Source organism: Paractinoplanes ferrugineus (assembly GCF_016862195.1).
In the GTDB taxonomy this organism is placed as follows: Bacteria; Actinomycetota; Actinomycetes; order Mycobacteriales; family Micromonosporaceae; genus Actinoplanes; species Actinoplanes ferrugineus.
In genome coordinates this window covers 164,434-190,890 of the sequence record NZ_BOMM01000047.1, presented here as the reverse complement: position 1 = coordinate 190,890, position 26,457 = coordinate 164,434, and the positions used below count along the sequence as shown (strand labels likewise).

The 26,457-nt window shown below is 72.4% G+C and carries 26 protein-coding genes; 10 read left to right on the top strand and 16 right to left on the bottom strand.

The annotated features are described in order from the left end of the window. Nucleotides 1-276 precede the first annotated feature (276 nt). A complete protein-coding gene (locus Afe05nite_RS25290) occupies nucleotides 277-1,725 on the top strand; it encodes a non-reducing end alpha-L-arabinofuranosidase family hydrolase (RefSeq protein ID WP_203819683.1) in 1,449 nt (482 codons plus the stop codon). A gap of 62 nt (nucleotides 1,726-1,787) precedes the next feature. Here Afe05nite_RS25290 and Afe05nite_RS25285 read toward each other — a convergent pair whose 3' ends face one another. From Afe05nite_RS25285 to Afe05nite_RS25275, 3 genes are all read right to left on the bottom strand, one after another. Beyond that, nucleotides 1,788-2,438 (bottom strand): DUF6518 family protein, encoded by a 651-nt coding sequence (locus tag Afe05nite_RS25285; protein WP_203819682.1) that lies wholly within the window; start codon nucleotides 2,436-2,438, stop codon nucleotides 1,788-1,790. Between the two features lie 125 nt (nucleotides 2,439-2,563). Next, the gene (locus Afe05nite_RS25280; RefSeq protein ID WP_203819681.1) at nucleotides 2,564-2,740 is read right to left on the bottom strand and encodes a hypothetical protein; all 177 of its coding nucleotides are present in this window, start codon (nucleotides 2,738-2,740) and stop codon (nucleotides 2,564-2,566) included. Between the two features lie 96 nt (nucleotides 2,741-2,836). Beyond that, nucleotides 2,837-3,616 (bottom strand): oxidoreductase, encoded by a 780-nt coding sequence (locus Afe05nite_RS25275; protein WP_203819680.1) that lies wholly within the window; start codon nucleotides 3,614-3,616, stop codon nucleotides 2,837-2,839. A gap of 80 nt (nucleotides 3,617-3,696) precedes the next feature. Between Afe05nite_RS25275 and Afe05nite_RS25270 the strand changes: the two genes are divergently transcribed. After that, complete coding sequence (locus Afe05nite_RS25270) at nucleotides 3,697-4,287, top strand: TetR/AcrR family transcriptional regulator (protein WP_203819679.1); 591 nt, start codon at nucleotides 3,697-3,699, stop codon at nucleotides 4,285-4,287. Between the two features lie 353 nt (nucleotides 4,288-4,640). Here the strand turns inward: Afe05nite_RS25270 and Afe05nite_RS25265 are convergent, their stop codons facing one another. The 3 genes from Afe05nite_RS25265 to Afe05nite_RS25255 all read right to left on the bottom strand — a co-directional run bounded on the left by Afe05nite_RS25265 (nucleotide 4,641) and on the right by Afe05nite_RS25255 (nucleotide 7,549). Beyond that, nucleotides 4,641-5,279 carry a class I SAM-dependent DNA methyltransferase gene (locus Afe05nite_RS25265; RefSeq protein WP_239118178.1) on the bottom strand — a complete coding sequence of 213 codons (639 nt, stop codon included), beginning with the start codon at nucleotides 5,277-5,279 and terminating at the stop codon, nucleotides 4,641-4,643. A 59-nt stretch (nucleotides 5,280-5,338) separates the two neighbouring features. Next, nucleotides 5,339-5,668, bottom strand: coding sequence for a transcriptional regulator (locus Afe05nite_RS25260; RefSeq protein WP_203819677.1), 330 nt, complete (start codon nucleotides 5,666-5,668; stop codon nucleotides 5,339-5,341). Between the two features lie 108 nt (nucleotides 5,669-5,776). Beyond that, complete coding sequence (locus tag Afe05nite_RS25255) at nucleotides 5,777-7,549, bottom strand: FAD-dependent oxidoreductase (RefSeq protein ID WP_239118177.1); 1,773 nt, start codon at nucleotides 7,547-7,549, stop codon at nucleotides 5,777-5,779. Between the two features lie 349 nt (nucleotides 7,550-7,898). Here Afe05nite_RS25255 and Afe05nite_RS25250 point away from each other — a divergent pair, with 349 nt between their 5' ends. Continuing rightward, on the top strand, nucleotides 7,899-8,351 hold the full coding sequence (locus Afe05nite_RS25250) for a hypothetical protein (RefSeq protein WP_203819676.1): 453 nt from the start codon (nucleotides 7,899-7,901) through the stop codon (nucleotides 8,349-8,351). A gap of 188 nt (nucleotides 8,352-8,539) precedes the next feature. Here the strand turns inward: Afe05nite_RS25250 and Afe05nite_RS25245 are convergent, their stop codons facing one another. Beyond that, nucleotides 8,540-8,914 (bottom strand): winged helix-turn-helix transcriptional regulator, encoded by a 375-nt coding sequence (locus Afe05nite_RS25245; protein ID WP_203819675.1) that lies wholly within the window; start codon nucleotides 8,912-8,914, stop codon nucleotides 8,540-8,542. 98 nt (nucleotides 8,915-9,012) lie between these two features. Between Afe05nite_RS25245 and Afe05nite_RS25240 the strand changes: the two genes are divergently transcribed. From Afe05nite_RS25240 to Afe05nite_RS25225, 4 genes are all read left to right on the top strand, one after another. After that, a complete protein-coding gene (locus Afe05nite_RS25240; protein ID WP_203819674.1) occupies nucleotides 9,013-9,816 on the top strand; it encodes an alpha/beta fold hydrolase in 804 nt (267 codons plus the stop codon). Between the two features lie 142 nt (nucleotides 9,817-9,958). Then, the gene (locus tag Afe05nite_RS25235; protein WP_203819673.1) at nucleotides 9,959-10,666 is read left to right on the top strand and encodes a hypothetical protein; all 708 of its coding nucleotides are present in this window, start codon (nucleotides 9,959-9,961) and stop codon (nucleotides 10,664-10,666) included. Nucleotides 10,667-10,711: 45 nt separating this feature from the next. Next, a complete protein-coding gene (locus tag Afe05nite_RS25230) occupies nucleotides 10,712-11,095 on the top strand; it encodes a nuclear transport factor 2 family protein (RefSeq protein ID WP_203819672.1) in 384 nt (127 codons plus the stop codon). Nucleotides 11,096-11,186: 91 nt separating this feature from the next. After that, entirely contained in the window at nucleotides 11,187-12,131 is a 945-nt protein-coding gene (locus Afe05nite_RS25225; protein ID WP_203819671.1) for a serine hydrolase domain-containing protein, read from the top strand. A gap of 70 nt (nucleotides 12,132-12,201) precedes the next feature. On the opposite strand, the gene Afe05nite_RS25220 is transcribed toward Afe05nite_RS25225, so the two are convergent. After that, complete coding sequence (locus tag Afe05nite_RS25220) at nucleotides 12,202-12,753, bottom strand: RICIN domain-containing protein (protein WP_203819670.1); 552 nt, start codon at nucleotides 12,751-12,753, stop codon at nucleotides 12,202-12,204. A 206-nt stretch (nucleotides 12,754-12,959) separates the two neighbouring features. On the opposite strand from Afe05nite_RS25220, the gene Afe05nite_RS25215 reads away from it, so the two are divergent. Beyond that, complete coding sequence (locus Afe05nite_RS25215) at nucleotides 12,960-15,206, top strand: ATP-binding protein (RefSeq protein WP_203819669.1); 2,247 nt, start codon at nucleotides 12,960-12,962, stop codon at nucleotides 15,204-15,206. A 12-nt stretch (nucleotides 15,207-15,218) separates the two neighbouring features. Here the strand turns inward: Afe05nite_RS25215 and Afe05nite_RS25210 are convergent, their stop codons facing one another. Continuing rightward, nucleotides 15,219-16,292, bottom strand: coding sequence for a helix-turn-helix domain-containing protein (locus Afe05nite_RS25210; RefSeq protein WP_203819668.1), 1,074 nt, complete (start codon nucleotides 16,290-16,292; stop codon nucleotides 15,219-15,221). A 188-nt stretch (nucleotides 16,293-16,480) separates the two neighbouring features. Here Afe05nite_RS25210 and Afe05nite_RS25205 point away from each other — a divergent pair, with 188 nt between their 5' ends. Further along, a complete protein-coding gene (locus Afe05nite_RS25205; RefSeq protein ID WP_438868817.1) occupies nucleotides 16,481-16,846 on the top strand; it encodes a PadR family transcriptional regulator in 366 nt (121 codons plus the stop codon). Next, entirely contained in the window at nucleotides 16,843-18,216 is a 1,374-nt protein-coding gene (locus Afe05nite_RS25200) for a permease prefix domain 1-containing protein (protein ID WP_203819667.1), read from the top strand. The genes Afe05nite_RS25205 and Afe05nite_RS25200 overlap by 4 nt, the downstream gene beginning before the upstream one ends. 84 nt (nucleotides 18,217-18,300) lie before the next feature. On the opposite strand, the gene Afe05nite_RS25195 is transcribed toward Afe05nite_RS25200, so the two are convergent. The 7 genes from Afe05nite_RS25195 to Afe05nite_RS25165 form a co-directional block, all read right to left on the bottom strand. After that, nucleotides 18,301-18,786 (bottom strand): MauE/DoxX family redox-associated membrane protein, encoded by a 486-nt coding sequence (locus Afe05nite_RS25195; protein ID WP_203819666.1) that lies wholly within the window; start codon nucleotides 18,784-18,786, stop codon nucleotides 18,301-18,303. A gap of 2 nt (nucleotides 18,787-18,788) precedes the next feature. Beyond that, nucleotides 18,789-19,091 (bottom strand): S24/S26 family peptidase, encoded by a 303-nt coding sequence (locus Afe05nite_RS25190; protein WP_275407506.1) that lies wholly within the window; start codon nucleotides 19,089-19,091, stop codon nucleotides 18,789-18,791. Beyond that, entirely contained in the window at nucleotides 19,088-20,869 is a 1,782-nt protein-coding gene (locus Afe05nite_RS25185) for an ABC transporter ATP-binding protein (protein ID WP_203819664.1), read from the bottom strand. Before Afe05nite_RS25185 ends, Afe05nite_RS25190 begins: the two co-directional genes overlap by 4 nt. After that, nucleotides 20,866-21,357: a thioredoxin family protein gene (locus tag Afe05nite_RS25180; protein ID WP_203819663.1), complete on the bottom strand. Its 492-nt coding sequence runs from the start codon at nucleotides 21,355-21,357 to the stop codon at nucleotides 20,866-20,868. The genes Afe05nite_RS25185 and Afe05nite_RS25180 overlap by 4 nt, the downstream gene beginning before the upstream one ends. Nucleotides 21,358-21,421: 64 nt before the next feature. Further along, a complete protein-coding gene (locus Afe05nite_RS25175) occupies nucleotides 21,422-21,658 on the bottom strand; it encodes a hypothetical protein (protein ID WP_203819662.1) in 237 nt (78 codons plus the stop codon). 57 nt (nucleotides 21,659-21,715) lie between these two features. Further along, entirely contained in the window at nucleotides 21,716-24,688 is a 2,973-nt protein-coding gene (locus Afe05nite_RS25170; RefSeq protein ID WP_239118176.1) for an AfsR/SARP family transcriptional regulator, read from the bottom strand. An 81-nt stretch (nucleotides 24,689-24,769) separates the two neighbouring features. Further along, on the bottom strand, nucleotides 24,770-26,407 hold the full coding sequence (locus Afe05nite_RS25165; protein ID WP_203819661.1) for a protein kinase domain-containing protein: 1,638 nt from the start codon (nucleotides 26,405-26,407) through the stop codon (nucleotides 24,770-24,772). Between the last annotated feature and the right edge of the window lie 50 nt (nucleotides 26,408-26,457).

The window sequence follows — 26,457 nt, the reverse complement described above, 5'->3', positions numbered from 1 at the left end:
ACCCGCGGGCCCGGCCCGGCCGCGCTCGACGACGGGATCGACCCGGAAACCGGCGCCGCCGAGCTGGTCCCGCACCCTGACGTCGAGTTCGGCCTCGGCCGCACCCCGTTCCGGTAACCGCCCGAAGACAGCGCCCTATTTATAGATGCATCTAAATTTATTGCCGATTCGCGTTGAGAGTTGGGCAGCATCCTCGTAACATGCAGGTAACCGTTGTTAACGTTAACAACAAGAATTTCTCGACCTTGAGAGCCGCCCCCCTTCAGGAGAGAATCTGTGAACAGATCCAGACGAACGAATGTCGCGCTGGCCTCGGCCGGCGCCGTGCTGCTGGGATCGAGTGCGCTCGCGGTGACGCTGCCCGCCAGTGCCGCCGCCGCGGGATGTTCGGTCAACTACACCATCGCCTCGCAGTGGCAGGGTGGATTCGGCGCCAACGTGGCCATCAAGAACCTCGGTGACGCGGTCAGCAGCTGGTCTCTGACCTGGACATTCGCCGCCGGGCAGGCGGTGACCCAGTCGTGGAACACCGCGCTGACCCAGAGCGGTTCCGCCGTCACGGCCGCGAACGTCAGCTACAACGGTTCGATCGCCACCAACGGCGAGGTGTCGTTCGGCTTCAACGGCTCCTCGAACACCACCAACCCGATCCCGACCGACTTCGCCCTCAACGGCGTGGCCTGCACCGGGCAGCCGACCACCACCACCCCGCCGACCTCGCCGCCGGTCACCCCGACCTCGCAGCCCCCGACGAGCCCGCCCACCTCGCAGCCGCCGACCTCGCAGCCGCCGACGAGCCCGCCGGCCTCCTGCGCCCTGCCGACGTCCTACCGCTGGTCGTCGACCGGCCCGCTGGCACAGCCGAAGTCCGGCTGGGCGTCGCTCAAGGACTTCACCATCGCCCCCTACCAGGGCAAGCAGCTGGTGTACGCCACCACCCACAGCAGTCAGGCCAACGGCGGCTGGGGTTCGATGGGCTTCAGCCCGGTAGACAACCTCAACCAGCTCGGCTCGGCCACCCAGACCGCCATGAGCCAGGGCGCCGTCGCGCCGTCGCTGTTCTACTTCGCGCCGAAGAACATCTGGATCCTCGCCCACCAGTGGGGTCCGACGTCGTTCTCCTACCGCACGTCGACCAACCCGGCCAACGTCAACGGCTGGTCGGCCCCGCAGACCCTGTCGACCGCCAAGGTCACCGACCCCGGCACCGGCGCGATCGACCACACGATCATCGGTGACGACCAGAACATGTACCTGTTCTTCGCCGGCGACAACGGCAAGATCTACCGCCAGATCATGCCGATCGGCAACTTCCCCGGCAGCTTCGGTTCGAACTTCACGACGCTCATGAGCGACACTTCGGAGAACATCTTCGAGGCGCCGCAGGTCTACAAGGTGCAGGGCCGCAACCAGTACCTGATGATCATCGAGGCCAGGACCAGCTCCTGGGAGCGTTACTTCCGCTCGTTCACGGCGACCAGCCTGGGCGGCACCTGGACGCCGAACGCGACGACCTACAGCAACCCGTTCGCGGGCAAGGCCAACAGCGGTGCCACCTGGACCAACGACATCAGCCACGGCGAGCTGCTGCGCACCAGCGCGGATCAGACGAACACGATCGACCCGTGCAACCTGCAGCTGCTGTACCAGGGCCGGGCCACGAACTCGAGTGGTGACTACGGCCTGCTGCCGTACCGGCCGGGTCTGCTGACCCTGCGCCGCTGATCCATCGGATGAGGTGACGAAAGGCGGGCCCGGTTTCCACCGGGCCCGCCTTTCGTGGTGGGTCAGCTGCCGAAGCCCGCGATGCTGAATCCGGCGAAGCCGACGGCCGCGAGCGCCGCCGCCGCGGCGAGCGCCTGGAGACGGACCCGGTGGGTCGGCGCGATGAACAGGATCAGTACGACGCCGAGGGTGGCCTCGATCGCGGCGGTCTGCAGGCTGTCAGCCCGGTAACGGGGACCGCCGCCGGGGTTGCCGCTGCGGTCGACGAGCACGGCCGACTCGGCGAGCAGGACCGCGCCGGGCATGGCCACGGCGATCGCCCGCCGCCACGGTCGCCGGTCGTGACTCAGTCCGCCGGCCGCGCCGAAGAGTGCACCGGCGAGGACTCCGAAGAACGACCACATCACTGCCGTCGAGGACCACAGCGTTCGCGCGTCGTCGTTCAGCACGACGACCGCCGCCAGATAGTAGGCCTCGACGGCGACGACGAGCAGCACGATCCCGGCGAGGGCCGACCGCCACCAGCCGCCGCGAAGCCACCAGCCGATGCCGAACGCGCCGAGCGCCCAGACGGCGCTGGAGTTGGCCAGGTTCGCCCAGGGGTACGGCAGGCCGCGTTGCAGGAGCAGGTCCACCACTCCGAGGAGAACCCCGCAGGCCACTACGGTCAGGACCCGGTGCCGTCGCCGCACGTCGTGGTCGATTGTCGTCATGCGGCGATCCTGCCGAACCGTACTGTCCGGGACATCCGCCAAAAGACAGGCTCCCGGCCTCGTGCAATCAGCCTTCCCGCTGATCGTGGGCCGTCGTCAGCGGCCTACCTCCGGCCCGGCCGCACCTACCCCGGGCGGCGCAGCCGTTCACGGGTCCGGTCGGTCAACGGCGCATGTTCGGCAGCGAACAGTCTGACGTCGGTCTCGCAGTCCCACAGCCCTTCCACCGGAGCACCTTCCGCGCCCGCCGGGTCCAATGTGACGTGCCAGGAGTCATCTTCGTCATCGGTGGTGAGACTCATCGCCGCGCAGGTTTGCCGCATCGGCCGTCAGCGGATAAGGAGTTTCCCCGCCCCAGAGGCATCACAGCAGACCGCGAACCTGGCCCCGAAGGGTGTCTAGATGGCGGGAAGTTCGCCGCCGTCGACGTTCAGGGTCACTCCGGTGATCCACTGGGCCCGGTCCGACGCGAGGTAGGCGACGGCCTCGGCGATGTCGCGGGGGTCACCGGGTCGGCCCAGCGGGACGGCGGCCGTGGTCGCGGCGAGGTCGACGCCCATCGCGTCGGCGAAGGTCTGGCGGACCGCGTCGGCGCCCGGGGTGAGCACGTTGCCGGGCACGATCGTGGTGACGCGGATCCCGGCCGGGGCGAGTTCGGCGGCGAGCGCCTTGCCGTAGTTGTTGAGGGCGGCCTTGGCGGCGGCATAGTGCGCCATCGGCGGGCCGGGCAGGATCGCCGCGCCGGAGGAGATGTTGACGATCGCGCCGCCCGCTCCGGCCTCGCGCAGTGCCGGCAGCAGCGCGTTGGTGACCCGTACGGCGGACAGGAAGTTGAGGTCGAGGGCGTCGAGCCATTCCTCGTCGGGGATCGTCGAGATGCCGCCGAGGTGGGTGCGGGCGGCCCCGGCGTTGTTGACCACGATGTCGACACCGCCGAGTTCGCGCAGTGCCGCCTCGGCGAACGCCTGGACGCCGGCGAGAGTGCTGATGTCACCCGGCAGGAAGGTCGCGCCCTTCGGCGTCTCGTCGGTCGCGGTGCGCGCGGTGGTGACGACGCTCGCGCCGCCGTCGAGCAGTCGTTGCACGATGGCCGCGCCGATGCCGCGGGACCCGCCGGTGACGATCGCGCGTTTGCCGGTGAACTCGGTGAGGTCTGCTGGAACCAGGGTTTTGAACATGCGTTCAGAATAAACAGGTTTTGGAACGAACGTCCAGAACTATTTTGGAACCAACGTTCAGAACGGCGTATCGTCAGAGCATGGGGCGTCCCCGCAAGTTCGATGAGCACGACGTGCTGATCGCTGTGCGCCGGCAGTTCAACGAGACCGGCTACCACGGCACCTCGGTCGACGATCTCTCCCGCGCGACCGGGCTCAGCAAGGGCAGCCTCTACAGCGCCTTCGGTGACAAGGACGCGTTGTTCCGGCGCATCTTCGACGAGTACTGCGCCGGCTCCGACCAGAACGCCGCGGCCCGGGTGGCCGGTCCGGAGGACCAGGCGCTCGACCGCCTCCGCGCCTGGCTCACCGCGCCGGACGGCGGCCCCGACCGGCGTGGCTGCCTGCTGGCCAAGACCACCGCCGAGCTGGCGTGGGAGAACGAGGGCATCGCTGCCCGGTCGCTCGCCGCCTACGAGACGCTGCTCGAGAGCTGCCGTCTGCTGATCGAGCAGGCTCAGCGCGCCGGGCAGGTCGATCCGGCCGCCGACCCCGAGGCGCTCGGCGGGCTTGTTCTCGCCACGCATCGCGGTATCGAGGCGCTTCTCAAGGCGGGGGTCGACACGGCGACGCTGAACCGCATCGCCGCCACCGCGATCGACAGCATCACGCTCCGTCCCGCGAGCGCGTGACGGGCCGGCCGGTCTACAACAGGTCGCGCGGGTCGGGGACTGTGCTAAAGGTCTTCATTGAGGGGCGCGAGGAGAGATGACGCCGATCCAGAGGCACGTGAACCGGGAATTCGCCGAAGGTGTGCTCGCTGCGGTTCTGCCTGGCTCGGAGACTCGACGGTGGCTGCTTACCGTCCGCGGATAAGCCACACCATCACCGCAAGTCAGAACGGATCTCCTGCTGGAGTATTGGCGGCCGTCTGGCGAGTACGTGCGGTTCAGGTCTGGGTGAATGACAGCGCATGGGTGGGTCTGGTCCAACTGACACCTTGATCCGGCGGGTGGGTGGGGGAGCGGCGGCGGCTTCGCCGCGGTCAGGTGGCTGGGCGGCGGGCTACGACGATGCCGGCCGGGTGTCGGTCGTCGAGCCAGAGCGTGTGCGCCTCCACCGCGAAGCCTGCCTGCTCGAGGCGGGCGCCGACCTGCGCGGGCGTACGGCGATGGACGTAGATTTTCATCGGGTGCCCGCCGTACCCCTCGGTCTTGAGGTTGGACCCCTCGCCCGCGTGGAACCCCAGCAGCAGCGGAGCGCCCGGCCGCAGCACCCGGTGGAACTGTGCGAACGCCGTGCCGAGTTCCTCGTCCGGCACGTGGATCGTCGAGTACCAGGCCACGATCCCGCCGAGCGAGTCGTTCTCGAGGTCGAGCGCGGTCATCGAGCCGACCTCGAACCGTACGCCCGGGTGCTCGCCGCGGGCCAGGTCGATCATCCCCGGCGAAAGGTCCACGCCGAACGCGTCCAGCCCCAGGCCGCGCAGATGGGCGGTGACGTGCCCCGGCCCGCATCCGATGTCGGCGACCGGTCCGCCGCCGGCGGCGTTCACCAGGTCCGCGAAGAGCGCGAACGTCGACAGCGAATAGATCTGCCCGTCGGGATAGCCCCGCACGAAGTCGGCGTAGCTCCTCGCCACGGTGTCGTAGGACTGCCGCGCATCCGCGAGCCAGTTCTCCATCCCGTACTCCCTCTCCATGATTTGTCTGGTCCGGCTCAGCGGCGGTCACCCGGGCCGCATCATGGTCTCAGTCGTGATCGGTGCCGTGGAGAAAGGTCAGTACGGCGAGGACCCGTCGGTGCTCGCGCTCGTCGGCGACCAGGCCGCCGCAGCACGTCCCGCTCCCGGCCGGTCAGGTCGCGCAGCGGATCTCGCTCCCGGCGCCGCGCGACCAGCCGGGTGACGAGCTCGGGACCGATGACCGTGTCGCCGCGGGCCACCGAGCGGATCTGCGACCCGAACAGGGCCAGGTCCGGCACCCGGTCCTTGAGCAGATAGCCGACCCCGCCGTCGAACTCGGTCATCAGCCGCAGCGCGTGGTGGACCTCGACGTACCGGGACAGGATCATGAGGCCGGCGCCCAGCCGGCCCGGCGACCAGCGCGAGGTCTCGCTCGGCCACCGCGGGTGACCGGCCGGTGCCGGCTGGGCGGGCGCGGCGGGGGCCGCGGCGCCGGATCAGGCGGCCGTGCCGAGGACCTGGGCCAGGACCGACCGGAGCCACCGGTCGGCCTCGGCCGGCGAGGACGGCCCGGCCGCGTGACGGGCGGCGACGTAGAGGTCCGGGCGCACCAGCAGAACGCCGTCGTCGGCGATCTCCGACAGGTCGGCCCACGTCCCGTACGGGTCCTCGAGCTCGTGGCCGGGCCCGATCGAGACGGCGGTGATCGGCAGACCGGTCTCGGCCGTGAGCGCGGCCGCGGCCTCGATCCACGCCTCGCCACCGACGCCGGTGAACACGCTGAACGCCCCACGCCCGGCCAGGTCCAGCGTGGACACCCGGTGTCCGGCGCGGGTCACCCAGGTGTGCGGCAGTTTGGCGCCCGGCCAGGTGGTCGGCTGGGCGTACAGCTCGGGGTCGCGGGTGAACTCGGGCATCGGCGTGCCGTCCGTGACGACCGCGGCCGAGGCGTACCGATGGTTGTGCTCGACGCCGTGCGCGTTGAACTCGTACGACTTGTAGGCGATCGCCTCGCGCAGAGCCTGCCGGACCTTCGCGCCCTCCGCGCCGGCCTCCTTGCGCTTGGCCAGCTGCCGCTCCAGCACGTCGCCGTCGGTGCTGTCCTCGACGCCGAGTGCGGTCAGGATCCGGCCGGTGTCGGCGATGCTCTGGTTGGCCCGCTCGACGATCTGGCGGGCGACCGGGGCCCGCTCGGCGTCGTAGGAGTCGAGCAGCGCCGGTGCGGCCAGGCCGCGCACCACGTGGTGCAGCTTCCAGGCCAGGTTGTACGCGTCCTGGATCGAGGTGTTGGAGCCCAGTCCGTTGGTCGGTGGGTGCCGGTGCACCGCGTCGCCGGCGCAGAACACCCGGCCGGCGGCGATCGTGGTGGCGAAGTGGTGGTTCACCGTCCACGGCGAGGTCGACTTCACCCGCATCGTGAAGTCGTCGGTGCCGACCAGCTTGACCGCCAGCTCGCGGACGAACTCGTCGGTGAACTGCGGCGGACCGGCGGCGGCCTCGTAGCCCCACATCAGCATCCACTCGGTCCACGGCTTGATCATCCGGAGTACGCCCAGTCCGACGCCCTCCTTCTCGGCGCCCGGCTGCACCATCCAGTACAGGACCGACGGCCGGTGGGCGACGAAGCGGCTCAGGTCGGCCTCGAAGATGATGCCCAGCGCCCCGCCGACCGCGCCCGGGCCCTCGAACGGCAGACCGAGGTCGGCGGCCACCCGGCTGCGGGCGCCGTCGGCGCCGACCAGGTACTTCGAGCGGACGGTGTACTCGCCGCCGGTCAGCCGGTCCCGGACCGTGGTGGTCACCCCGTCGGCGTCCTGCACGTGCGAGAGGTATTCGCTGTCGAACCGGACCTTGGCGCCGCGCGCCTGAGCGGCCCGCATCATCACCGGCTCGGTGATCGTCTGCGGCGCGTCCAGCATCGTGCACGGGCTCTGCAGCAGGTAGTCGGCGTGCCGGGCGGTGTCCGTACCCCAGGAGGACACCCGGCCGAGTTCCTCGCCGGCCAGACTCGTGCAGTACGTCGTGTTGCCCATGTTCTCCCAGGGCGTGGCCTCGCGCATCAGCTGGTCCTCGAGGCCCATGTCGCGCAGCGTCTCCATGGTGCGCTGGTTGGTGATGTGCGCCCGGGGCGTGTCCGACAGGGCGCCGTACTTGGTCACCACCAGGGTCCGGGTGCCGTACGTGGCCAGGAACAGCGCCGTGGCCGCGCCGGCCGGGCCCGACCCGACGACGAGGACATCGGTTACCACCTGGGGAGAGTCCTGTGTCACGACGACACCTTCCGGTCAGCCCGCCGACTAATGATCGTGACAGTAGCGCTCGATCGGGCACTCGTCGCCGTTGCTTCGTACAAATTTTCAGGAAGTTGTCGTCCAGGTCCCTCGGCGCCGCACCCGAGATCACCCGGCACCCGCACCGGCTCGGTGAACGTCGTCCGGCGCGCCCCGGACGGGGAGCGTTGCACCTGCGCCTGGTTCGCCACCCACGGCCCCGCTCGCGGCCCCGGCAAACACATCCTCGCGACCCGCCTGCCCACGACCCGATGACGGTGCTGAACCCCGCTCGGCGGATGCGGCTCCGGCCCGCCCGGGGCTCGTCGTGGCGGCCTAGGGTGAGGCGATGGTCGATGGAGCGGACGGGATGCAGCCGTACCCGGGAATGGTCATCTCCTACGTGCACCGTGAGGACGCGGTGATCATCGATCCTCCGGGCTTCCTTGCCGCGGCGCGAGCCGCGTACCGGGCGGACAACCCGGACGCCGGCGAGGAGGACGCCCGTCGCGCGATCGCTGACGTGTACGACGCGGCGCACGCATTGATCGACCGGTACGGGTCGATCGCCTCGGAGCACGGGGAGGTCGCCGCCGGCGCCACGCCCCGCCGGCGGATGAGCGGCGGTGTCGGTTTGCCGCCCGGTGACCGCGTCCGCGATCGGCCGGACGGGTTGTCACCGGCGGGGAGCATCGGCCAGGTCGCAGTCGGCGAGATCCCGTCGTTGCAGGACTACGGGTGCGCTCTTCCCGATCTGGTCGACCTCATTGTCGAGCCGCTGCGCCGAGCCGAGCCGGGGTGAACCGGAAGGGCCGGTGATCGGCGGCTGATCCCCGGCACGCCGGGGCCGGGCGGCGCTCTCGATAAACCCAGCCTCCTAGGACGCTTTAGGGGGCGCTCCGCGGACCACCACGCGGACTGCACCCGGACCGGTCTGCCGGGGCCTTGTTCGGCGGCATCAAGGTGGGGTCGATCGAGGAGCGGGGGCGGTCAGCCTGAGGGGGCGCGCTGGGCGAAGTCGTCGATGTCGCCCATGTGGCGTTCGGCCCAGTCGCGCAGGGCGGCCAGCGGCTCGTCGAGCGATCGGCCCAGGTCGGTCAGCCGGTAGTGGACCCGGGGTGGGGTGGACGGCTCGACCCGTCGGTCGACCAGGCCGTCGGCGGCCAGCGACCGCAGGGTCTGGGACAGCATCTTGTGCGAGATGCCGGGGATGCGGCGTTCGAGTTCGGCGAAGCCCAGTTCCGGCGATCCGGCCTCGGCCAGCACCTTGACGATCATGGCGACCCACTTGGTGCCGACCCGGTCGAGGAGCCGCCGGGTGGGGCACGCCGGATCGAACAGGTCGCCGCGGCGGGCAGGCACCATCGGGTAACCACCTTCCGGCGAAGTGCGTTCTTCCCGACCACCTTATAGGTACCTACGGTGATCAGGTAACTATTGGTTACCAGCTGGGTGGGAGCGACATGACGGCGACAGAAATCAGGCGCGTCGAGGCGAACGGGATCGTGCTGAACGTGGCCCTGGCCGGGGACGGGCCGCCGATCGTGCTGCTGCACGGGTTCCCGCACACCTGGGCGGTGTGGTCGCGGATCATTCCGGAGCTGGCCCGCACCCGGCGCGTCATCGCCCCCGACCTGCGTGGCCTGGGCGGCACCAGCCGGGCCGCGACCGGCTATGACGCGGGCACGGTGGCCGAGGACGTACGGAAGCTGCTTGATGCCCTCGGTGTCGCCCACGCCGACGTGGCCGCCCTTGATCTGGGGGTGTCGCCGGCGGTGCTGCTCGCCCTGCGCCACCCCGAGCGGGTGAGCCGGCTGGTCGTGATGGAGGCGGTGCTCGGCGGCCTGCCGGCCGACTTCGCCGCGCCGTGGTGGTTCGGGTTCCACGGGGTTCCGGGCTTGGCCGAGCGGGTGCTGGTCGGGCACGAGGGCGAGTACCTCGACTTCTTCCTGCGAGCCGGAACCCACGACGGGAACGGTGTCGCCCCGGACGTGCGGGCTGCCTTCGTCGCGGCGTACAGCGGACCGGAGAGCCTGGGATGCGCCTTCGCGCACTATCGCGCGATGAGCGTGACCGCTGATCAGATCGCGGCCGAGAGCCGGCGGCGGTTGCCGATGCCGGTGGTCGCGATCGGGGCGCGGCCGGTCGGGGACCGGCTGCACCGCCAACTGGTGGCCATCGCCGACGACCTGACCGGCCACGTCCTCCCGCAGTGCGGGCACATCATCCCGCTGGACCGGCCCGAGCTGCTGCTCCCACTGCTCTGACCCGGCCGGCCGGCCGGGCCGGGCGAGCTCGCGGATGAGCTCGGCGAGTTCCACCGGCATGGTGAGCCAAGTCTCAGGTCGGCGCGCGGGCCGCCGAACTAACGCCGGACGGAGTCGAACAACACCACGGACGGGTCGCCAAATGACAGCAGAACCGCAGGCCAACGACTTGTGGAAGACCGCTCAGCCGGTGCGGAGCACGCAGTCGCCGACGTACGCCGGTCGACCCGGGCAATCGCCTGCCGGTTACGGACAGGCCGGTCAGACCGGTTACCGGGGGCCGGCGGCGCAACCCGCACCCTACGGTTACGCGGCGCCCCGCTCCGGCCAGTCCGCTTGGCCGCCGCCGGGCCAGGGCGGATATTCCGGCCGGGTGGCCCGAGGCCAGGCTCCGGGCATCGGCGCCGTCATCCTGTTCACGACGCTGTTCGGTGTTCTCGGTGCCATCTCGGCCCACGGCCGGGCCCGCCGGGCAGCCGCGATGGGCCGGCCCGGCCAGAAGTACTGGGTGGCTTTCGCCGCTACCCTCGGGGGCTGGACGTTGGTGTCCGTTCTGCTGGCCCTGGCGATGATGGCGACCCTCGCCGGTATGGCCGGCACCCCGACGAGCACCTCGTCGGGTCGTTTCACGGCGGCCTGGCTCGAGCAGTCAATCGTCAAGGACGGCGGCGTCAAGGACAGCAGCGGCGCCGCCGCCACTCCGACCGGCGCGACGTGTGCCTCGCTCAGCGTCGACGCGGACGGCGTGGGCGACTGGCGTTGCCTGGTCGATTTCGGCGCGACCGATCGGCAGGCCTTCGACGTCGCTGTCGGCTCGGACGGCCGCTGGGTGCCGAGTCGCGGCGAGTGAACCCGCGCCGCCCGGCCGGAGGTCTGCCGAGGTAGCGTCGCGGACGTGGACGACACCGCCAAGACCCGGCAGATCGCGATCGCCTACGTCGAGAGCCTCGACCAGCGTGACTGGTCCCGGCTGGCCGGCTTGCTCGCCGAGGACGTGGTCTACGAGATGCCGCAGACGCGCGAGCGCATCCGCGGCCGGCCCGCGTTCCTCCGGTTCAACGTGGACTATCCGGGCGACTGGCATCTGCGGGTGCGTCAGACGGTGGCCGACGGCCGCCTTGCCGCGTTGTGGCTCGACGTTCGCGTCGGTGCCGACGGGCAGGACGCTTGCGTCTGGCTCGAGGTCGGCGAGCAAGGTCGCATCAGCCGGATCACCGACTACTGGCCTGAGCCGTACGACCCGCCGCCGGGGCGGGAACATCTCGTGGAGCGTTGGTAGTCCCGCGCGTCCTCCGGCAGAGGCGGCGGCGCGCGGGCTCCTCGGTACTAAATCGGTGTACCCGGTGGCGGCGGTTCCCGATACTGGCCCGGTGGATCGTGAGATGTCCGAGCGGGCCGGCGCGCTCATCGAGGCGGCGGGGTACGGCGGCGGCGACCGGGTCGTGGTCGGGCTGCGGCACGGGGACACGCCGCCGGTGTACGTGAGTCACGGTGAGCCGTTCACGACGGCCTGCGTCGCGTCGGTGTCGAAGCAGATCACGGCCGCCTGCGTGGCGCTGCTCGCGCGGCAGGGGAAGATCGACGTCGAGTCGGCGCTGGCCGACTGGATGCCCGAGCTGCCGGCGTGGGCGGCCACCGTTCGGGTGCGGCACCTGATCCACCACACCGGCGGACTGCCCGAGGCCGGTGAGTTCTTCGCGCTCAAGCGGGCCGGGCGGGACCGGACCGTCCCCGGCATGCTGGCCGAGCTGGGCGGGCACGAGAAACTGGAGAGCCCGCCGGGAACCGTCTTCGGCTACCGCAACGCCGGCTACACCTGCCTGTCGGTCATCGTCGAACGGATCGCCGGCGAGCCGTTCCCCGACTTCGCCCGCTCGCGCCTGTTCGAGCCGCTCGGCATGACCGCCACCCGCTACTGGCCCGGCCCGGAGCCGTTCCCGCCCGGCGCCACCCCGACCGAGCTGGGTTCCCCGGCGCCGCTGTCGCTGGGCGACTGCGGCGTCTGGTCGACGGCGGCCGACCTGATGCGCTGGAACGAGGCCCTGGCGAACGACGAGCTGGGCGTCTCCGACCTGCTGCACACGGCGGGCCGGCTCGACGACGGCACGCCCCTCCCGTACGGCTGGGGGGTCGACGTGCTGACCCGGGCCGGTTTCCCGCTGCACCGCCACGGCGGCTTGTGGGCCGGTCTGAGCGCCCAGGTCGCCCGGTTGCCCGCCCAGCGCGCCGCCATGGTCGTGATCGCGCTGGACCACACCGAGGCCCGCACCCAGAAACTGGCCGACAGCCTGATCGACGAGCTGATCGCCCGCTGAGAAGGTCAGCCGCTCGGCGGCCGAGCAGCGGAGCGGGAGACGACCGGACGCCCGGTCGCCTCCCGGCGTCTCAGCTCAGCAACCGCCAATCCTGGTACGACCCGTCGTTGCACGACCGGGCGTACGCGTCCTGACTCGCCGAGCCGTGACTGTCGAGGCAGACCAGCCTGCCCTCGTAGTATTCCTGGCGCAGTGACACTGTCTGCCAGTTCTGCCCCACGCCCTCCAGGACGTCCGTCGACGGTGGACGGCCGTTGCTGCAACCGGCGGTATAGAGGCGCGGGCCGCCGTACTCGTCCATGCTCAGACACAAGCCGGTGGCCCGGTTCCGGATCTGGGTGAGCTCGTAGCCGAACCGGGACTTGCCCTTCGGCCCGTACACCTCCCAGGTCTGGTAGTTGTTGCCACTCTGGCAGGGCCGGGTGTAGACCGGCCCGAACGCGCTTCCCGAGGCCGGGAAGCCGCTGTCCAGGCACAGCCCGGAGACGTGATTCTGGAATCGGCCGACGAGCGTGTACGCGAAGGCCGGCGAGCCCGCCACCAGCAGCCCGCCCGCGACCATCGCACACAGGGCGACGACGCGGGTGACGAGCCGGCGTCCGCCGTTCCGGTTCTTGAGCACAGGTGGTTCCTCCTGTCGGGTCCGGTGACCGCGGTCGGTCACTGACGCACCGAGTAGAGCCGCCGCGCGTCCCGGCCTCCATGCAGAACATCAGGCAAGAACTAGCCGTCGGATGTCGGCCCAGCTCAGCACGTCTCCGATGGACCTGTGACGTAGTCGATACACTGGGTGAACCGCACCCGATCCTTCTCGACGGGGGTTACGCCGTGGCCGGTCCCACCCTCGGCGGCCGGCTGCGCGGTTACCGCACCGCCGCCGATCTGACGATCGAGGAGCTGGCCGAGCGGGCGGGCGTGAGTCCGCGAGCGCTCAGCGACCTGGAGCGCGACCGGGTCCGGCGACCGCAGCGCCGTACGCTGACCGCCGTCCTCGAGGCGCTTGCCCTTCCCCCCGCGGATCGCGATCTGGTGCGGCGGGCGGCCGACGCGGAGCGGTTGCCCGCCGGTGCTTGCCCGATGCCGGAGCCGCCGCCGCACTTCACCGGCCGCGGCGACGCCCTGGCGGCGATTCGGGCGCTGGCCGGCCCGCCGGACGTCGCCGCCGGTCCGGCGGTCGTCGTCGTGCTCACCGGACAGCCCGGGGTCGGTAAGACCGCGCTCGCCCTGCGTGCCGTCCACGACCTGGCCGCCGACTACCCGGACGGGCGGCTCTTCGTCGATCTGCGCGGCACCCAGGAACGCCCGGCCGCGTCCACCGAGGTCCTGCGACGGCTGCTGCTGGCCCTCGGCGTAGCCGAGAGCCGGATACCGGCGGGCCCGGACGAACGGGCCCGGGTCTACCGCGGTCTGCTCCACCACCGCCGGGTCCTGCTGGTGCTCGACAACGCGGCCGACGAGGAGCAGGTGCGGCCGCTGCTGCCCGGCGACGGCCCCGGCCTGGTGCTGCTCACCTGCCGGCGCTGGCTGAGCGGGCTGGAGGCGGTGCACTGGCTGCCGCAGGAACCGCTCCCACCGGCCGACGCCACCGCCCTGCTGCGCGCCGTCGGCCGGCCGCACACCGGGGACCCGAACGAGATCGCCGCCCTCGCCGTCCACTGCGGGCACCTGCCGTTGGCGCTGCGGGTGACGGGGCAGCGCCTGCATGACGAACCGGAACTGACAGTGCCCGCGCTGAACGCGCAGCTTGCCCGGACGAGGAACCGGATCACCGTGCTCGACGGTGGCGCACCCGGTCTCGCCGCGGCCCTCGAGGTCTCCTACCGGTCGCTGCCGCCGGCCGGCCGGCGCACGCTGCGGCGGCTGGCCCTGGTCCCGGGCGCGGACTTCACCGCCGACGCCGCGGCGGCCCTCTGCGGGGTCGATCCGGTCGTCGCCGAGGACGCGCTGGACGCGCTGGTGGAGAGCGGTCTGGCCGCGATCCGGCCGCCGGATCGCTTCAGCCTGCACGACCTGATCCGGGACTTCGCCGACGCCTGCCTGCACCGCGACGAGCCGGACGGCGGCCGAGCCGCCCGCGCCGGGCTGGTCCGATGGTTGCTGGAGACCACCGTGCGCGCCGGACTGCACTTCGAGCCGGGCGGTCCCGGCCCGGTGGCCGGCCCGGCCGGGCCGGCCCTCGAGGACACCGATCAGGCGCGGGCCTGGCTCGACGCGGAACTCGACAACTGGTTTCCCGCCCTGCGCCTCGCCGCCGCGGCGGGCCGGCACGATCTGGTGATCGCGGTCGCCGACGCTCTGCACTGGTTCTCCGACCAGCGGCTGCGGGCCGGCATCTGGACGGAGGTGTTCCGGCTGGGCGCCGCGGCGGCGACGAGCCGCGGCGACCGGAGGACCCAGGCGGCGCATCTGAACTACTTGGCCTGGGCGCAGACGATCTGCGACGCCGATCCCCGCGCGGGCGTCGTCACCGCGGGTGAGGCGTGGCGCTGCGCGCAGGCGGCCGGTGACCTTGCGCAGCAGGGCTGGGCGCTGCTGTACGACGCCTCGGCCCGGACCGCCCTCGGTGAGCATGCCGCGGCTCTCCGGCTCAGACAACGGGCGTGGGTCGCGTTCCGGAAGGTCGGTGAGCGGGAGGGGCTGCCCCAGGCGATGCGCTGCCTCGGGCAATCGCTGAGCGCTCTGGGCCGGACCGGTGACGCGTTGCGGGTCCACCGGGCGACACTGCGGCTGCTCCGGGACCCGGATTATCCGATGAGTGCCGTCGTCCGGGCCTACTCCGACGCCCTGACCTGCCTGCGGATCGGCATCGGCCTCGCGGCCGGCAAACGGTGGCCGGACAGCGTCGACGCGTTGCGGGAAGCCGTCGCCGGCGCGCGCGACTGCGGCCTGCGTACGGTGGAACTCGGTGCCCTGATCGAGCTGGCCCGCGCGCTGCGGCACCTCGGCGCCGCCGCCGAGGCCGCCGACCGGCTGGCCACGGCCGCCGAGCTGGCTGACGAGCTCGACGACGCGGACGCCGCCACCCGGGTCCGCGCCGAACTGGCCGCGCTCCGCTCGGCCGCCGCTCCGCGTTGACCCGGACCCCGCTCACAGCGTGGCGGCGAAGGCGCGCAGCATCGGATACGCCTCGTACCCTCCGCGGGGTCCTGGCCAGGACCAGCCGCAAGCGGCGAGCTCGGCCAGGGCGGCGGGCGGCGGCTCCTGCGCCAGGGCGCGGACCGCGAGCCGGGCGGTGGCCGGCAGGCTCCGGTAACCACGGTGGAACGCCGCACCGACCGACAGGTCACCGGCCGCCAGTTCGTCCAGGAGCCGCCCCGGCTGGGCGAGACGGTGGGCGATCCGGTCGACCGGCCACCGGCGCCGGGTCAGTACCCGGTTCGCGACCGCCCGCAGGGCCAGCGGCAGTCCGTGACAGTGCCGCGCCAGGCCGGTGAGCACCCGGTCCGGGCCGGTCGCGCCCAGCATCCGGTGCAGCGTCCGCTCGCCGGTCGCGTCGGGCAGCGCGGTCAGCACCCGGCAGCGCCCGTCGGGCAGGGGTAACCGCCGGGCCGATGTCACCATGGTGACCGCCGGTCCCCGCGTCGGCAGCAGCCCGGACACCTGGGCCGGATCGGTCATCCCGTCCACGATCAGCAGCACCCGGCGGCGCTCGAGCAGGTCACGTCCCTGCTCGACGGTCCGGCCGCCGAGGGCCTGCGCCACCTGCCGGGCCACCGCCGGCGCCGGCAGCGGCCGGCCACCGCCGAGATCGACGAACCGCACCCCGTGCGGGAAGTCGCCGGCCAGCCGCGCGGCCGCCTGGAGCACCAGGGCCGTCTTGCCGATCCCGGGCAGCCCGGTGACCTGGACCAGCCGGCTCGACCCGGCCGCGGCCACCAGCCAGGCGAGCTCCTCCTCGCGCCCGGTGAAGAACGGCGTCACCCGGGGCAGACCGGCGCCGGCGGCCTCGGCTCCCACCGCCGCCCGCAGCCGGTCGCCACTGCCCGGACCCAGCTCCAGTCCTGCGGCCAGGGCGCCGAGGGTGCGTTCGTGCGGACGCCTGATCCGCCCCCGCTCGATGCCGCCGATCGTGCGCGAGCTCACCCCCGACCGCGCCGCGAGTTCGTCGATCGTCAAGCCGGCCCCGATCCGCAAGGCCCGCAGTGCGGAACCGCCCGGCATGATCCGACCCCCTGTCGCCGCCGCCGGCCACCGACGCTATCAACCCGGTGTTTCGGCCCGCGGCCGCCGATGTGGCCCGGCGATGTCGAGGCCCAGCCACGCCGTCGGGGCGGACCAGCTGGTTGCGGGCCCTTGATACCTAGAACTACTATGCATCGTACTTCTAGGTATGGGGGGTGCTCTTGCGGGTGACCAAAGATCTGGTGGCCGCTTCGGCGACGCCGATCGTGCTCGGCATTCTGGCTGAGGGCGAGAGCTACGGGTACGCGATCCTGCGCCGGATCGGTGACCTGTCCGGTGGCGAGCTGGACTGGACCGAGGGCCTGCTCTATCCCCTGCTGCACCGGTTGGAGCGTCTCGGTCACGTCGAGTCGAGCTGGCAGGTGGTCCCGGGGGAGCGGCGGCGCAAGTACTACCGCATCACTCGCCAGGGCCTGGCCGAACTGGCCGAACAGCGACGTCAGTGGCAAACGGTCGTCGAGGCGCTCCAGCAGGTCTGGCCGAGCATCGCCGACATCCGGCCCCTGTTCACCCCTCTGGAGGGCAACGCGTGACGATCACCGACGGCAAGGACGAGCTCGAGGCCCAGTTCACGTTATGGCGGGAGCACGTGCGCCGCCGTCCGGAGCTGGTCGAGTCGGACACCGACGAGTTGGAGGACCACCTCCGGGACTCGGTCGACGGGCTGATCTCGAAGGGGCTGGCCGCCGACGAGGCGTTCCTCATCGCGGTCAAGCGGATGGGCGGCCTGGACGAATTGTCCCGCGAGTTCGCCCGCGAGCATTCCGAGCGCCTGTGGAAGCAGTTGATGTTCACCGGCGAGGCCGGCGACCCGGTGCGCCGCGGCCGTTCCCGGCGCGACGTGATCGTCATGCTGGTGTGCGCGTTCGGGGCCGCCGTCTCCGTCAAGATCCCGGAGCTGTTCGGACGAGGCTTCAACGAGGACAGCCTGTTCTACAGCGTCAACCTGGCCCTGTTCGCGCTGCCCTGGCTGGCCGGCTTCCTGGTCTGGCGGCGGCGCCCCGGCGCCGGTCCGGGCGGTGCGCTGGCCGCGTTGTTCGGGCTCGGCGCCGTGGTGGCCAACGCCTACCCGCTCGACGCGGACTCCCAGTCGGCCCGCCTGATGGCCACGCACCTGCCGATCGCCCTGTGGCTGGTGGTCGGCCTGGCCTACGTCTCCGACGATCTGCGTTCGGCCCGGCGGCGGATGGACTTCATCCGCTTCACCGGGGAGTGGTTCGTCTACCTGGTGCTCATGGCCCTCGGCGGCGGGGTCCTCATTGCCTTCCTGTACGGCATCTTCGACGCGATCGGCGTCGACTCGGACAGCGTGATCGGAACCTGGGTGGTGCCCTGCGGCTTCGTGGCCGCCACGGTCGTCGCCGGCTGGCTGGTCGAGGTCAAACAGGGCGTCATCGAGAACATCGCCCCGGTCCTGACCAGGATCTTCACCCCGCTGTTCACCGTCGCGCTGCTCGCCTTCCTGATCACCATCGGCTGGAACGGCCGGGGCATCGAGATCGACCGGCAAACGCTGGTGATGTTCGACCTGCTGCTGGCCGTGGTCCTCGGCCTGCTGCTCTACTCCCTGTCGGCCCGCGACCCGCAGGCCCCCCGAGGCCCGTTCGACGTGCTGCAACTGGCCCTGGTGGTGAGCGCGCTGATGATCGACGCCCTGGTCCTCTACACCATGGCCGGTCGCATCGCCGAGTACGGCACCACCCCCAACAACGTAGCCGCCCTGGGCGAGAACATCGTCCTGCTGGTGAACCTGGCCTGGTCGGTTTGGCTGCTGCTGCGGTTCGTGCGCCGCCGCGGCACGTTCCCGGCGATCGAACGCTGGCAGACCGCTTACCTGCCGGTCTACGCCCTCTGGTTCTGGACCGTGGTCCTGCTCCTGCCCCCGCTGTTCAGCTTCCGCTGACCCGTAAGGCGAGCGGCCGGCGGTCGCGGACATCGACCCGGTCAGCGGTGCCGTGGTGGCACGGAGGGCGGCCGCGGCGCCCGATCAGGCGAACAAGAAACGCAGGTCGTCGAGCATGACGATCAGCCCGCCGGCGACCAGCCCGGCTGTTGCCGCCAGGACGCCGGCCGCCGGGCTGACCGGGCCGGGCGCGGCCGTCGCGGCCAGTGCGCCCAGGGCCGCCACGGCGATCAGGAAGGCGTTGCGCCAGACGTGGTGCCGGCCCAGGGGCGCCGAGGCCCGGCCGAAGCAGCGGCAGGGCTTGGCCTGGCCGCGGCGCAGCGCTCGGGTGATGGCCGCCGCGAAGGCCAGCAGCAGCAGGGCGGCGAGCGGGAGGCCGACCGCCGGGCGGACCGCGACCAGGCCGGCGACACCGATCTCGCCGGCCAGGACGAGCGCGGCGATCGGTGCGGCGGGCCGGAGGCCCAGGTCGCCGACCGAGGTCACGAAGGCCGGGTAACCGGTGGCCTTGCCGAGCACGGCGGCCACGAACACCACGCCGATCAGGAACTGGCAAGCTACGACGTACACGCTCATCTCCTGTGCCTCACCACTCCGAGAACTGCCGTGCCGGGCACCGCGCCGAAATGCCGCGAGTCCTGGCCGTGGGGGTTGTCGCCGCGTACGGTGACCGATCCGTCCGGGGCCACCGCCGCCGCCCGTTTCACCATCCAGGTCACGTCGGTCCGCGGCACCACGTCGCGGGCGCGGAAGACGACGAGGTCACCGGGCGCGGGCCGCTGTCCCACCCGGACGAGAAGCTTGTCGCCGTCCCGCAGGGTGGGTGTCATGCTCTCGCCCCGCACGAGGATCAGGCGCCACCACCGGCGGATCACGGCGTTGCCAGCCGGTAGCCGCCGGCCTGCAGGGTGAACAGGCGGGAGTAGTCGCCGCCGGTGGCCATCAGCTCGTCGTGGCTGCCGGCCTCGGCGACCTGCCCGGCCGCCAGCACCAGGATCCGGTCGGCGTCGCGCAGGGTGCTCAGCCGGTGCGAGATCAGCAGCCCGGTACGGCCCTGCCGGACCCGCGCGAGGGAGGCGTTCATCCGGCTCTCCGCCTCGGCGTCCAGACCCGAGCTGGGTTCGTCCAGGATCAGCAGGTCGGCGTCGGCGCGCATCAGGGACCGGGCCAGGGCCACCCGCTGCCACTGCCCGCCGGAGAGCGTCACCCCGGTCTCGCCGTCCTCGTCGGTGAAGCTGCGGCTGAGCATCGTGCGGTAGCCGTGGGGCAGGTCGGCGAGCCGGTCGTGCACCCCCGCCTCGGTGGCCGCTCGCCGGACCGCGTCCGGGGAGTAGGGCAGCCGCCCGATCCCCACGTTCTCCTCGGCGGTCAGGTCGTAGCACATGAAGTCCTGGAAGACCGCGCCGAGCCGGGCCCGCAGCGTCGTCAGGTCGAACTCGCGCAGGTCGACACCGTCCCAGGTGATCCGGCCCCGCTGCGGGTCGTAGAACCGGCAGAGCAGCTTGACCAGGGTGCTCTTCCCGGCGCCGTTGACGCCGACCAGCCCGGTGGCGCGGCCCGCCGGGATGGACAGGCTCAGCCCGCGCAGCGCCCACGGGCCGTCCTGGTCGTAGCGGAACCACACGTCCTCGAAGCGGATCTCCGCGCCCAGCGGCGGTGCCGTGAGCGTGCCGTTCGCCAGGTCGGCGGGGCCGTGCACGACGGCGGCGTAGTGCCGGAACAGCCGCATCGAGGCGCCCACCTCGCCGAGTTGGGCGGCGATGCCGGACAGGCTGCTCTGCACGGCACCGACCGCGGCCAGGAAGATGGTCAGGTCGCCGAGGGTGAGGTCGCCGCGCAGCACCGCGGCGACCACGGTCACCGTGCCGATGAGGGCCACGGCGGCGCTCGCCAGCGCCCAGCCCGCCGAGACGAGGGCGGCGTGCCGGCGGGCGTCCAGCTCGATCCGGCCGGTTCGGCGCAGGGCGCCGGTGAGCCGGCCGTGGAAGAACTCGCCCAGCTGGAAGAGCCGGATCTCGCGGACCGCCCGCAGGTCGGTGAGCAGCCCCTGGTAGAGGAACCGGATCCGGTAGAACCGGTTGGCCTGCTCGGTCGCGCGGGCGGAGCGCCGGGCCAGGGCGAGCTGGATCGCGAACTCCGGCCCGGCCACGGCCAGGACCAGCAGGCCGGCCGGCGGCCACAGGGTGAGCAGGACCCCGGCGAAACTCACGATGGTGACCAGGCTCTGCGCGCTGCCGACGGCGAACATGACCACGGTGTACGGCGCCTGCTCGGCCGCCTGCTGCGCCAGCATGAGCCGGTCCCGAAACGCCGGCTGCTCGAACGGGGCCAGCCCCAGGAAGGCGTTCACCCGCGCGTAGAGGGACACGTTCGCGGCGATGCCGACGGCGTTCTGCACCACGGCGGTCAAGTAGGAGACCAGGCGGTTGGCCGCCGTGGCCAGCGCGACCAGGGCGGCCGCGAGGACGGCGAACCGGATGGCCCGGCCGAGCTGCGCGTCCGGGCCCTGGCCGATCTCGTCGAGCAGCAGCTTGGTGCACCACGCCGCACCGACCGGCAGGGCCGCGCTGCCGAGCATGAGGGCCAGCAGGCAGCTCAAGGCCGCCGGATGCGCCCCGGCACCCAGCCGCAGCGCGGCCCGCAGCGTCGTCACCGACGGACCCGGACCCGCGCCGGAAGCTCGTGCCCGACCCGGGTGACCACCCCGTCGTCCAGGACCAGCACGGCCGGGAAGCCGGTGACCCCGAAGACGGACTCCGCCACGTCCTCGCGGACCGAGATGGTCCGGTAACCGGGCAGCCGGGCCGCGACCGGCGCCAGCTCGGCCGGCTCGCCGACCACGCAGACCAGGCCGTCGCGGGCGTAGTCGTCCGCGCCGGACTCCAGCACGCCGAGCAGCTTCTGGCAGGGCGGGCACGTCGGCGTGATCATGATGACCGTGCGCCGGCCGCGAGCCAGGCCGCCGGCCTGCGGCAGCGACCCGACGGCGAAACCGACCGCCGGCAGGATGTCCGGCGCGGTGGCCTCGACCGGCCCGGCCGAGAGGTCCCGCAGCCGCCGGATCACGGCCAGGATCAGGACGAGATTGAGAATGGTGATCGCGCCGATCAGCGTCAGCGCACCTGCGGTGATGCCGGACATGCCGTCCTCTCCAGGGTGGGGGGACGGGGCCGCGCCGTCGGCGCGGCCCCGCGGGAGCGCTGAATCAGCAGGCGCCGGCCTTCTTGGTGTAGCAGACCGGGTCGGACGTCTTGGCCGAGCAGCCACCGCTGCAGGTGTACGAGCTCCGCCGGTAGTACCAGAAGTAGTTGCCGCCGGAGCAGTAGCCGTTGGAAATGGCGCAGCAGGACTGGCCGTGCTCCGGCACGCAGGCGCCGGCTTCCTCCTTACCGAGCAGGGCACCGAGCATCGTGTCGCCGAGTCGGGTCATCACCTTGGTCATGCCGAACCTCCGTGTCGGGTAACTTGCCCCGTCACTGTGCCGCCGGCCGCTGCGGATCTACTGCGGATCGGCTGCGGCCGGGTCCCTCGCCCCGGCCGGCTCCCAGGTCCGCAGCAGGTCGCGCAGCTCGACCGCGTCCTCGGCGGCGAACTGGTCGAAGATGGCCAGGGCCTCCCGGCCCAGGGTGACCGCCGCCGCGTGCTCGCCCAGGGTGGCCCGGGCCCGGGCCAGCAACGCCAGCGAGCGGGCCAGCGTGAACGGCTTCTGGCAGCCCCGCAGGATGGCCACCGAGGACTCCAGCTCGTCCGCCGCCCGTCCGGCCTCGCCCTCGTCGAGCAGCAGGTTACCGAGCAGCCGCTGGGAGACACCCTGGCCCCACGCGTACCGCATGTCGCGGAACGTGGCGGAGACCCGGGCCAGCAACGCGCGGGCCGCCTCGGTCTCCCCGGCCGCCAGGTGCACGGAGGCCAGCGCCTGCTCGGCGATCGTCATGGAGTGCTTGTCGCCCAGGCCGCGGTGCATGGCGATGGCCCGGCCGAGGTGCTCGGCGGCGAGCGGCCAGTTCCCGTCCTGCCGGTACACGACGCCGGTGGTCTCGTGCACCAGGGCCTGACCCCAGCTGTCGCCGGCACGCTCGAGGAACTCGTCGGCGGCCTGCAACAACCAGTGACTGAACGGCGTGTGCCGCTGGAACTGGCCGAAGTGCTGGCCCGCGACGAGCAGGCTGTAGCCGATGACCGGGTCGGCGATCCGCTGCCCGGCGCAGCGGCCGAACGCCAGCCCCAGCACCGCCTCCGAGGTGCGCATCTCGCCCCGGTGGCGGCTGCAGAGGGCGTACGTGAGCGCCGCCATCACCTGATGCTCCGGCAGCCGGCCGCGACCGTCCCGGTAGGCCGCCCGCAGCAGCGGCATCGCCTCCGCGATCCGGTCCGTCATCCGCGCGGCCGCGGCCAGCGCCAGCTGCACGGACACCCTGGTCGGCACGGTCAGACCGGCCGGTTCGGCCAGGACCGCCCGCAGCGTGTCCGCCCATTCCGGCAGGTGGCCCTCGCGCATCAGGGCGAAACGGCCCATCGCGTAGGCCAGCCGGCCCGCCAGGTCGGCCTGCCCGAGCGCCAGCAGATCGGCCACGGCGGCGGTCAGGTTCTCCCGCTCCTGCTCGAACCAGGCCAGCGCGGCCGGCGCGGGCCGGTCCGGGGTGACCGCGTGGGTCACCGGGAAGTGCTGGCAGGGCAGTGCCGCGCCGGCCCGCTCGGCCTGCCGGAGCAGCCGCTCGTACCAGCGGACCAGCTCGTCGTCGGCGGGCTCGGCCCGTTCACGCGCGTGCAGCCGCACCAGGTCGTGCATGCGGACCCGGCCGTCGCCGTACGCGGTCAGCATCTGCGCCCGGCAGAGCTGGTCCAGCAGCTGCTCGTCGTCCGGATCGGCGGTGCTGAAGCTGCGCAGCGACGTACGGCTGAGCACGCCGAGCAGCCGGGCCGCCGCCGGCCGCAACCGTTCGAACCCGACGGTGAAGCTGCTCCGTACGTCCAGCTCGCCCAGCGACAGCTCGTCGAGGCGCCGCCGCTCCACCCGCAGCCGGTCGCGCAGATGGGCGATGGTCATCGTCTCCCGTTCGGCCAGCCGGACGCCCGCGATCCGCAGCGCCAGCGGCAGGCCGCCACAGAGTTCGACCACCTGCTCGGCCGCCCGGGTCTCCCGCCCCACCCGGTCCGCGCTGGCCAGGTTGGCCAACAGGGCCAGCCCGTCGGCCAGCGGCAGCACGTCGAGCGGCAGGGCGGTCGCCCCGGACAGGGCGCCGAGCCCGGCTGTGGTCGTGATGAGCGTCGTGTTCGGACCGGGTGGCAGCAACGGCCGCACCTGCGCGGCGCTCGCGGCGCTGTCCAGCAGGATCAGGGTGCGCCGATCGGCGAGAACCGAGCGGTACAGCGCGGCCCGCTCGTCCCGCCCCGGCGGGATGGCCTGGCTGGTCACCCCGAGGGCGCGCAGGAAGGCGGCCAGCACGGCGGCCGGATCGGCTGGACTCGGGGTGTTGCCCCGCAAGTCGGCGAACAGGCTGCCGGCCGGGAACCGGTGCCGGTGCTCGTGCGCCGCGCGCAACGCGAGGGTGGTCTTACCGGTGCCGGCGAGCCCGACCACCACGATGACCTGCGCCGCGCCGGCCACCTCCGGCGTGTACGCCAGCATTGAACGCAGGCGGTCCAGCTCCCGGTCCCGGCCGACGAAGTCACCGATCACCGCCGGCAGCTGGTGCGGGCGGTACAGCCGGGCCGGCTGCGGTTGCGCCGCCCGGTCCTCGGCCAGAATGCGATCGTGCAGGTGGCGCAGCTCCGGGCCGGGGTCGAGCCCGTGCTCGTCGGCCAGCAGGCGGGCGCCGGCGCGGTACACCGCCAGGGCCTCGGCCTCGCGGCCACCGCGCTGCAGGGCGACCATGAGCTGCCCGCGCAGCCGTTGCCGCAGCGGACGGTCGTTGACGCTCTTCATCAGTTCGGGGACCAGCTCGCGGTGCAGGCCGAGGGAGAGTTGCGCCTCGAAGCGTTCCTCCACCGCGTGTTCCCGCAGCTCGTGCAGTCGGTCGCGCTCGAAGTCCACGAGGGAGGTGCGCACGTCCACGAAGGCGTCGTCGCGCCACCGGGCCAGCGCCTGGGTCAGCAGGTCGACGGCGAGCCGGGGGTTGGCCTCGGCGGCCTGCCGACCGGCGAGCCGGACCTCGTCGGCGAACTCCCGGGAGTCGAGCACCGGCGCCGCGCCGACCAGATAACCGGGCGGACGGGTCGTGATCAGTGTGGGCCCGGCGAGTTTGCGCAGCGCCGCCACCAGCGCCTGGACCCGGTTACGGGCCCCGGCCGGCGGCCGGCCGTCCCACAGCCCGTCGACCAGTCGGTCCACCGCGACGATCCGTCCACTGTGCGCGGACAGGACGGCCAGCAGCATGCGCTCGAGCGGCGGCAGCGCCACCGCGGACCCGTCCACGATCAGCTCCACCGGGCCGAGCACGCTGACCCGGACCGGCTCTCGGGTAGGTTGCACCGCGCAAAGCTAACGTGACCGGACAAGGAGCCGACCCGGCCCGACGGACCTGGCCCGGCCGGCGGGCGCCGGCCGCCCGGGTCACCAGGCCACGACACCCTGGGTGCTCGGCTGCACGGTGCCGATCTTCAGCGACTTCATGGTGATGAGGCTGCGGCTGGGGTCGGGGAAGTCCGCCAGCGTCGCGACCACGCCCCGGCCCGACCCGAGGCTGCCGCGCAGCGTGTTGCCGGTCGGGCAGTCGGCGTCGGCCCGGTCGCACGTCTCCCACTTGATGCCCTGGAACGCTCCGGTGCCGGGCCGCAGGAGGATGTCGACGGCCTCGCCGGGCTCGTCGACCGGGGTCGCCGGCACCGGCACGCGTTCGTCCGCGGCGTTGTAGAGACCGACGACGACACGGCCGTCGATCCGGCAGGCGGCGCCCGATCGGTTGGCGACCGAGAGCAGCCCGCGTTGCGTACCCGCCGCGGTCACGTCGTCGCTCTGCGCGGTGATGGTGATCTCCACGTCGGAGTCGCGGCACAGTGCGGCCGGGGGCGTCTTGCCGATGGTCGGTGCGTCGACCGGTTCCTTACCGGCGCGCGAGGTCGGGGCTGCCTGCGGCGCTTCGGCGGCCCGCGACGAGGTGGTCGACCTCGACGGCGCACCGCCGCTCGGCGTGCCGGAGGCCGCCGCACCGGGCGCGGCCACCGAATCGCGGGGCGGCTCCCCGGACAGCAGCCGCTGAGTCGGGCTGAGGGACAGGACGCCGCCGGCGATGGCGAGGACACCCACGGCCGTCAGCGCGATCGCGGTACGCCGTCGGCGGGCCGGCCGGCCGGTGTCCGGGTTCGCCGATGCGTGCCGGGCCGCCTGGGCCGCCCGTTCCGGCTCCGGCCGCTCGGCCCGGCCGACGGTCGTCGGCGCACCCGCGGTGACCAGTTCGTCGAGCAGGTCGAAGGCAGTCGGCCGGCGGGCCGGGTCCTTGTCCAGGGTTCGCGCGACCAGGTCCCGAAGCGGCGCCGACAGCCCGTCGAGCCGCGGCGGGCGGGTCAGGATGGCGCCGGCCGTGGCCGCCGCGGAGTCACCGCCGAACGGGGTTCGCCCGGTCCCCGCGTACGTGACGACCACGCCCCACGCGAACACGTCCGCGGCCGGCCCGATCCGGCCGGCGTCGTTGTCGAAGCGTTCCGGAGCCATGTAGGCGACCGTGCCGACCATCTGATCGGTGCCGGTGTGCTGGCTGGTCGCCTCGAACGCCCGCGCGATGCCGAAGTCGATCACCTTCGGCGTGCCCAGCGCGAACAGCACGTTTGCCGGCTTGAGATCGCGGTGGATCACCCCGGCGCCGTGGATGGCGGCCAGCGCGGTGGCCACCCCGACCGCCACGCTGTGCAGGTTGCCACCGGTCAACGGCCCCTGCTCGGTGACCACCTCGGACAGGCTGGGGCCGTCGACGTACTCCACGACGAGGTAGGGCGTCTCGTGGTCGGCGTCGGCGTCGAGGAGTTCGGCGGTGCAGAACGGCGGCACCTGGCGAGCGCGGTTCACCTCGCTGCGGAACCGGGCGCGGAACTCCTCCTCGTACGCGAACTCGGGCTTGACCGTCTTGATGGCGACCGGCCGCCCGTGCGGGTCGTGGGCGAGATAGACGGTGCCCATGCCGCCCTGACCGAGGCGCGCCTGCAGACGGTAAACACCCAGGTACCGTGGGTCACTCGGCCGCAGCGGTGCCCTCATCGGGCCGCGCCTTCGCCGATCCGATCGCAGGTCATCGCGGCGAACGATAC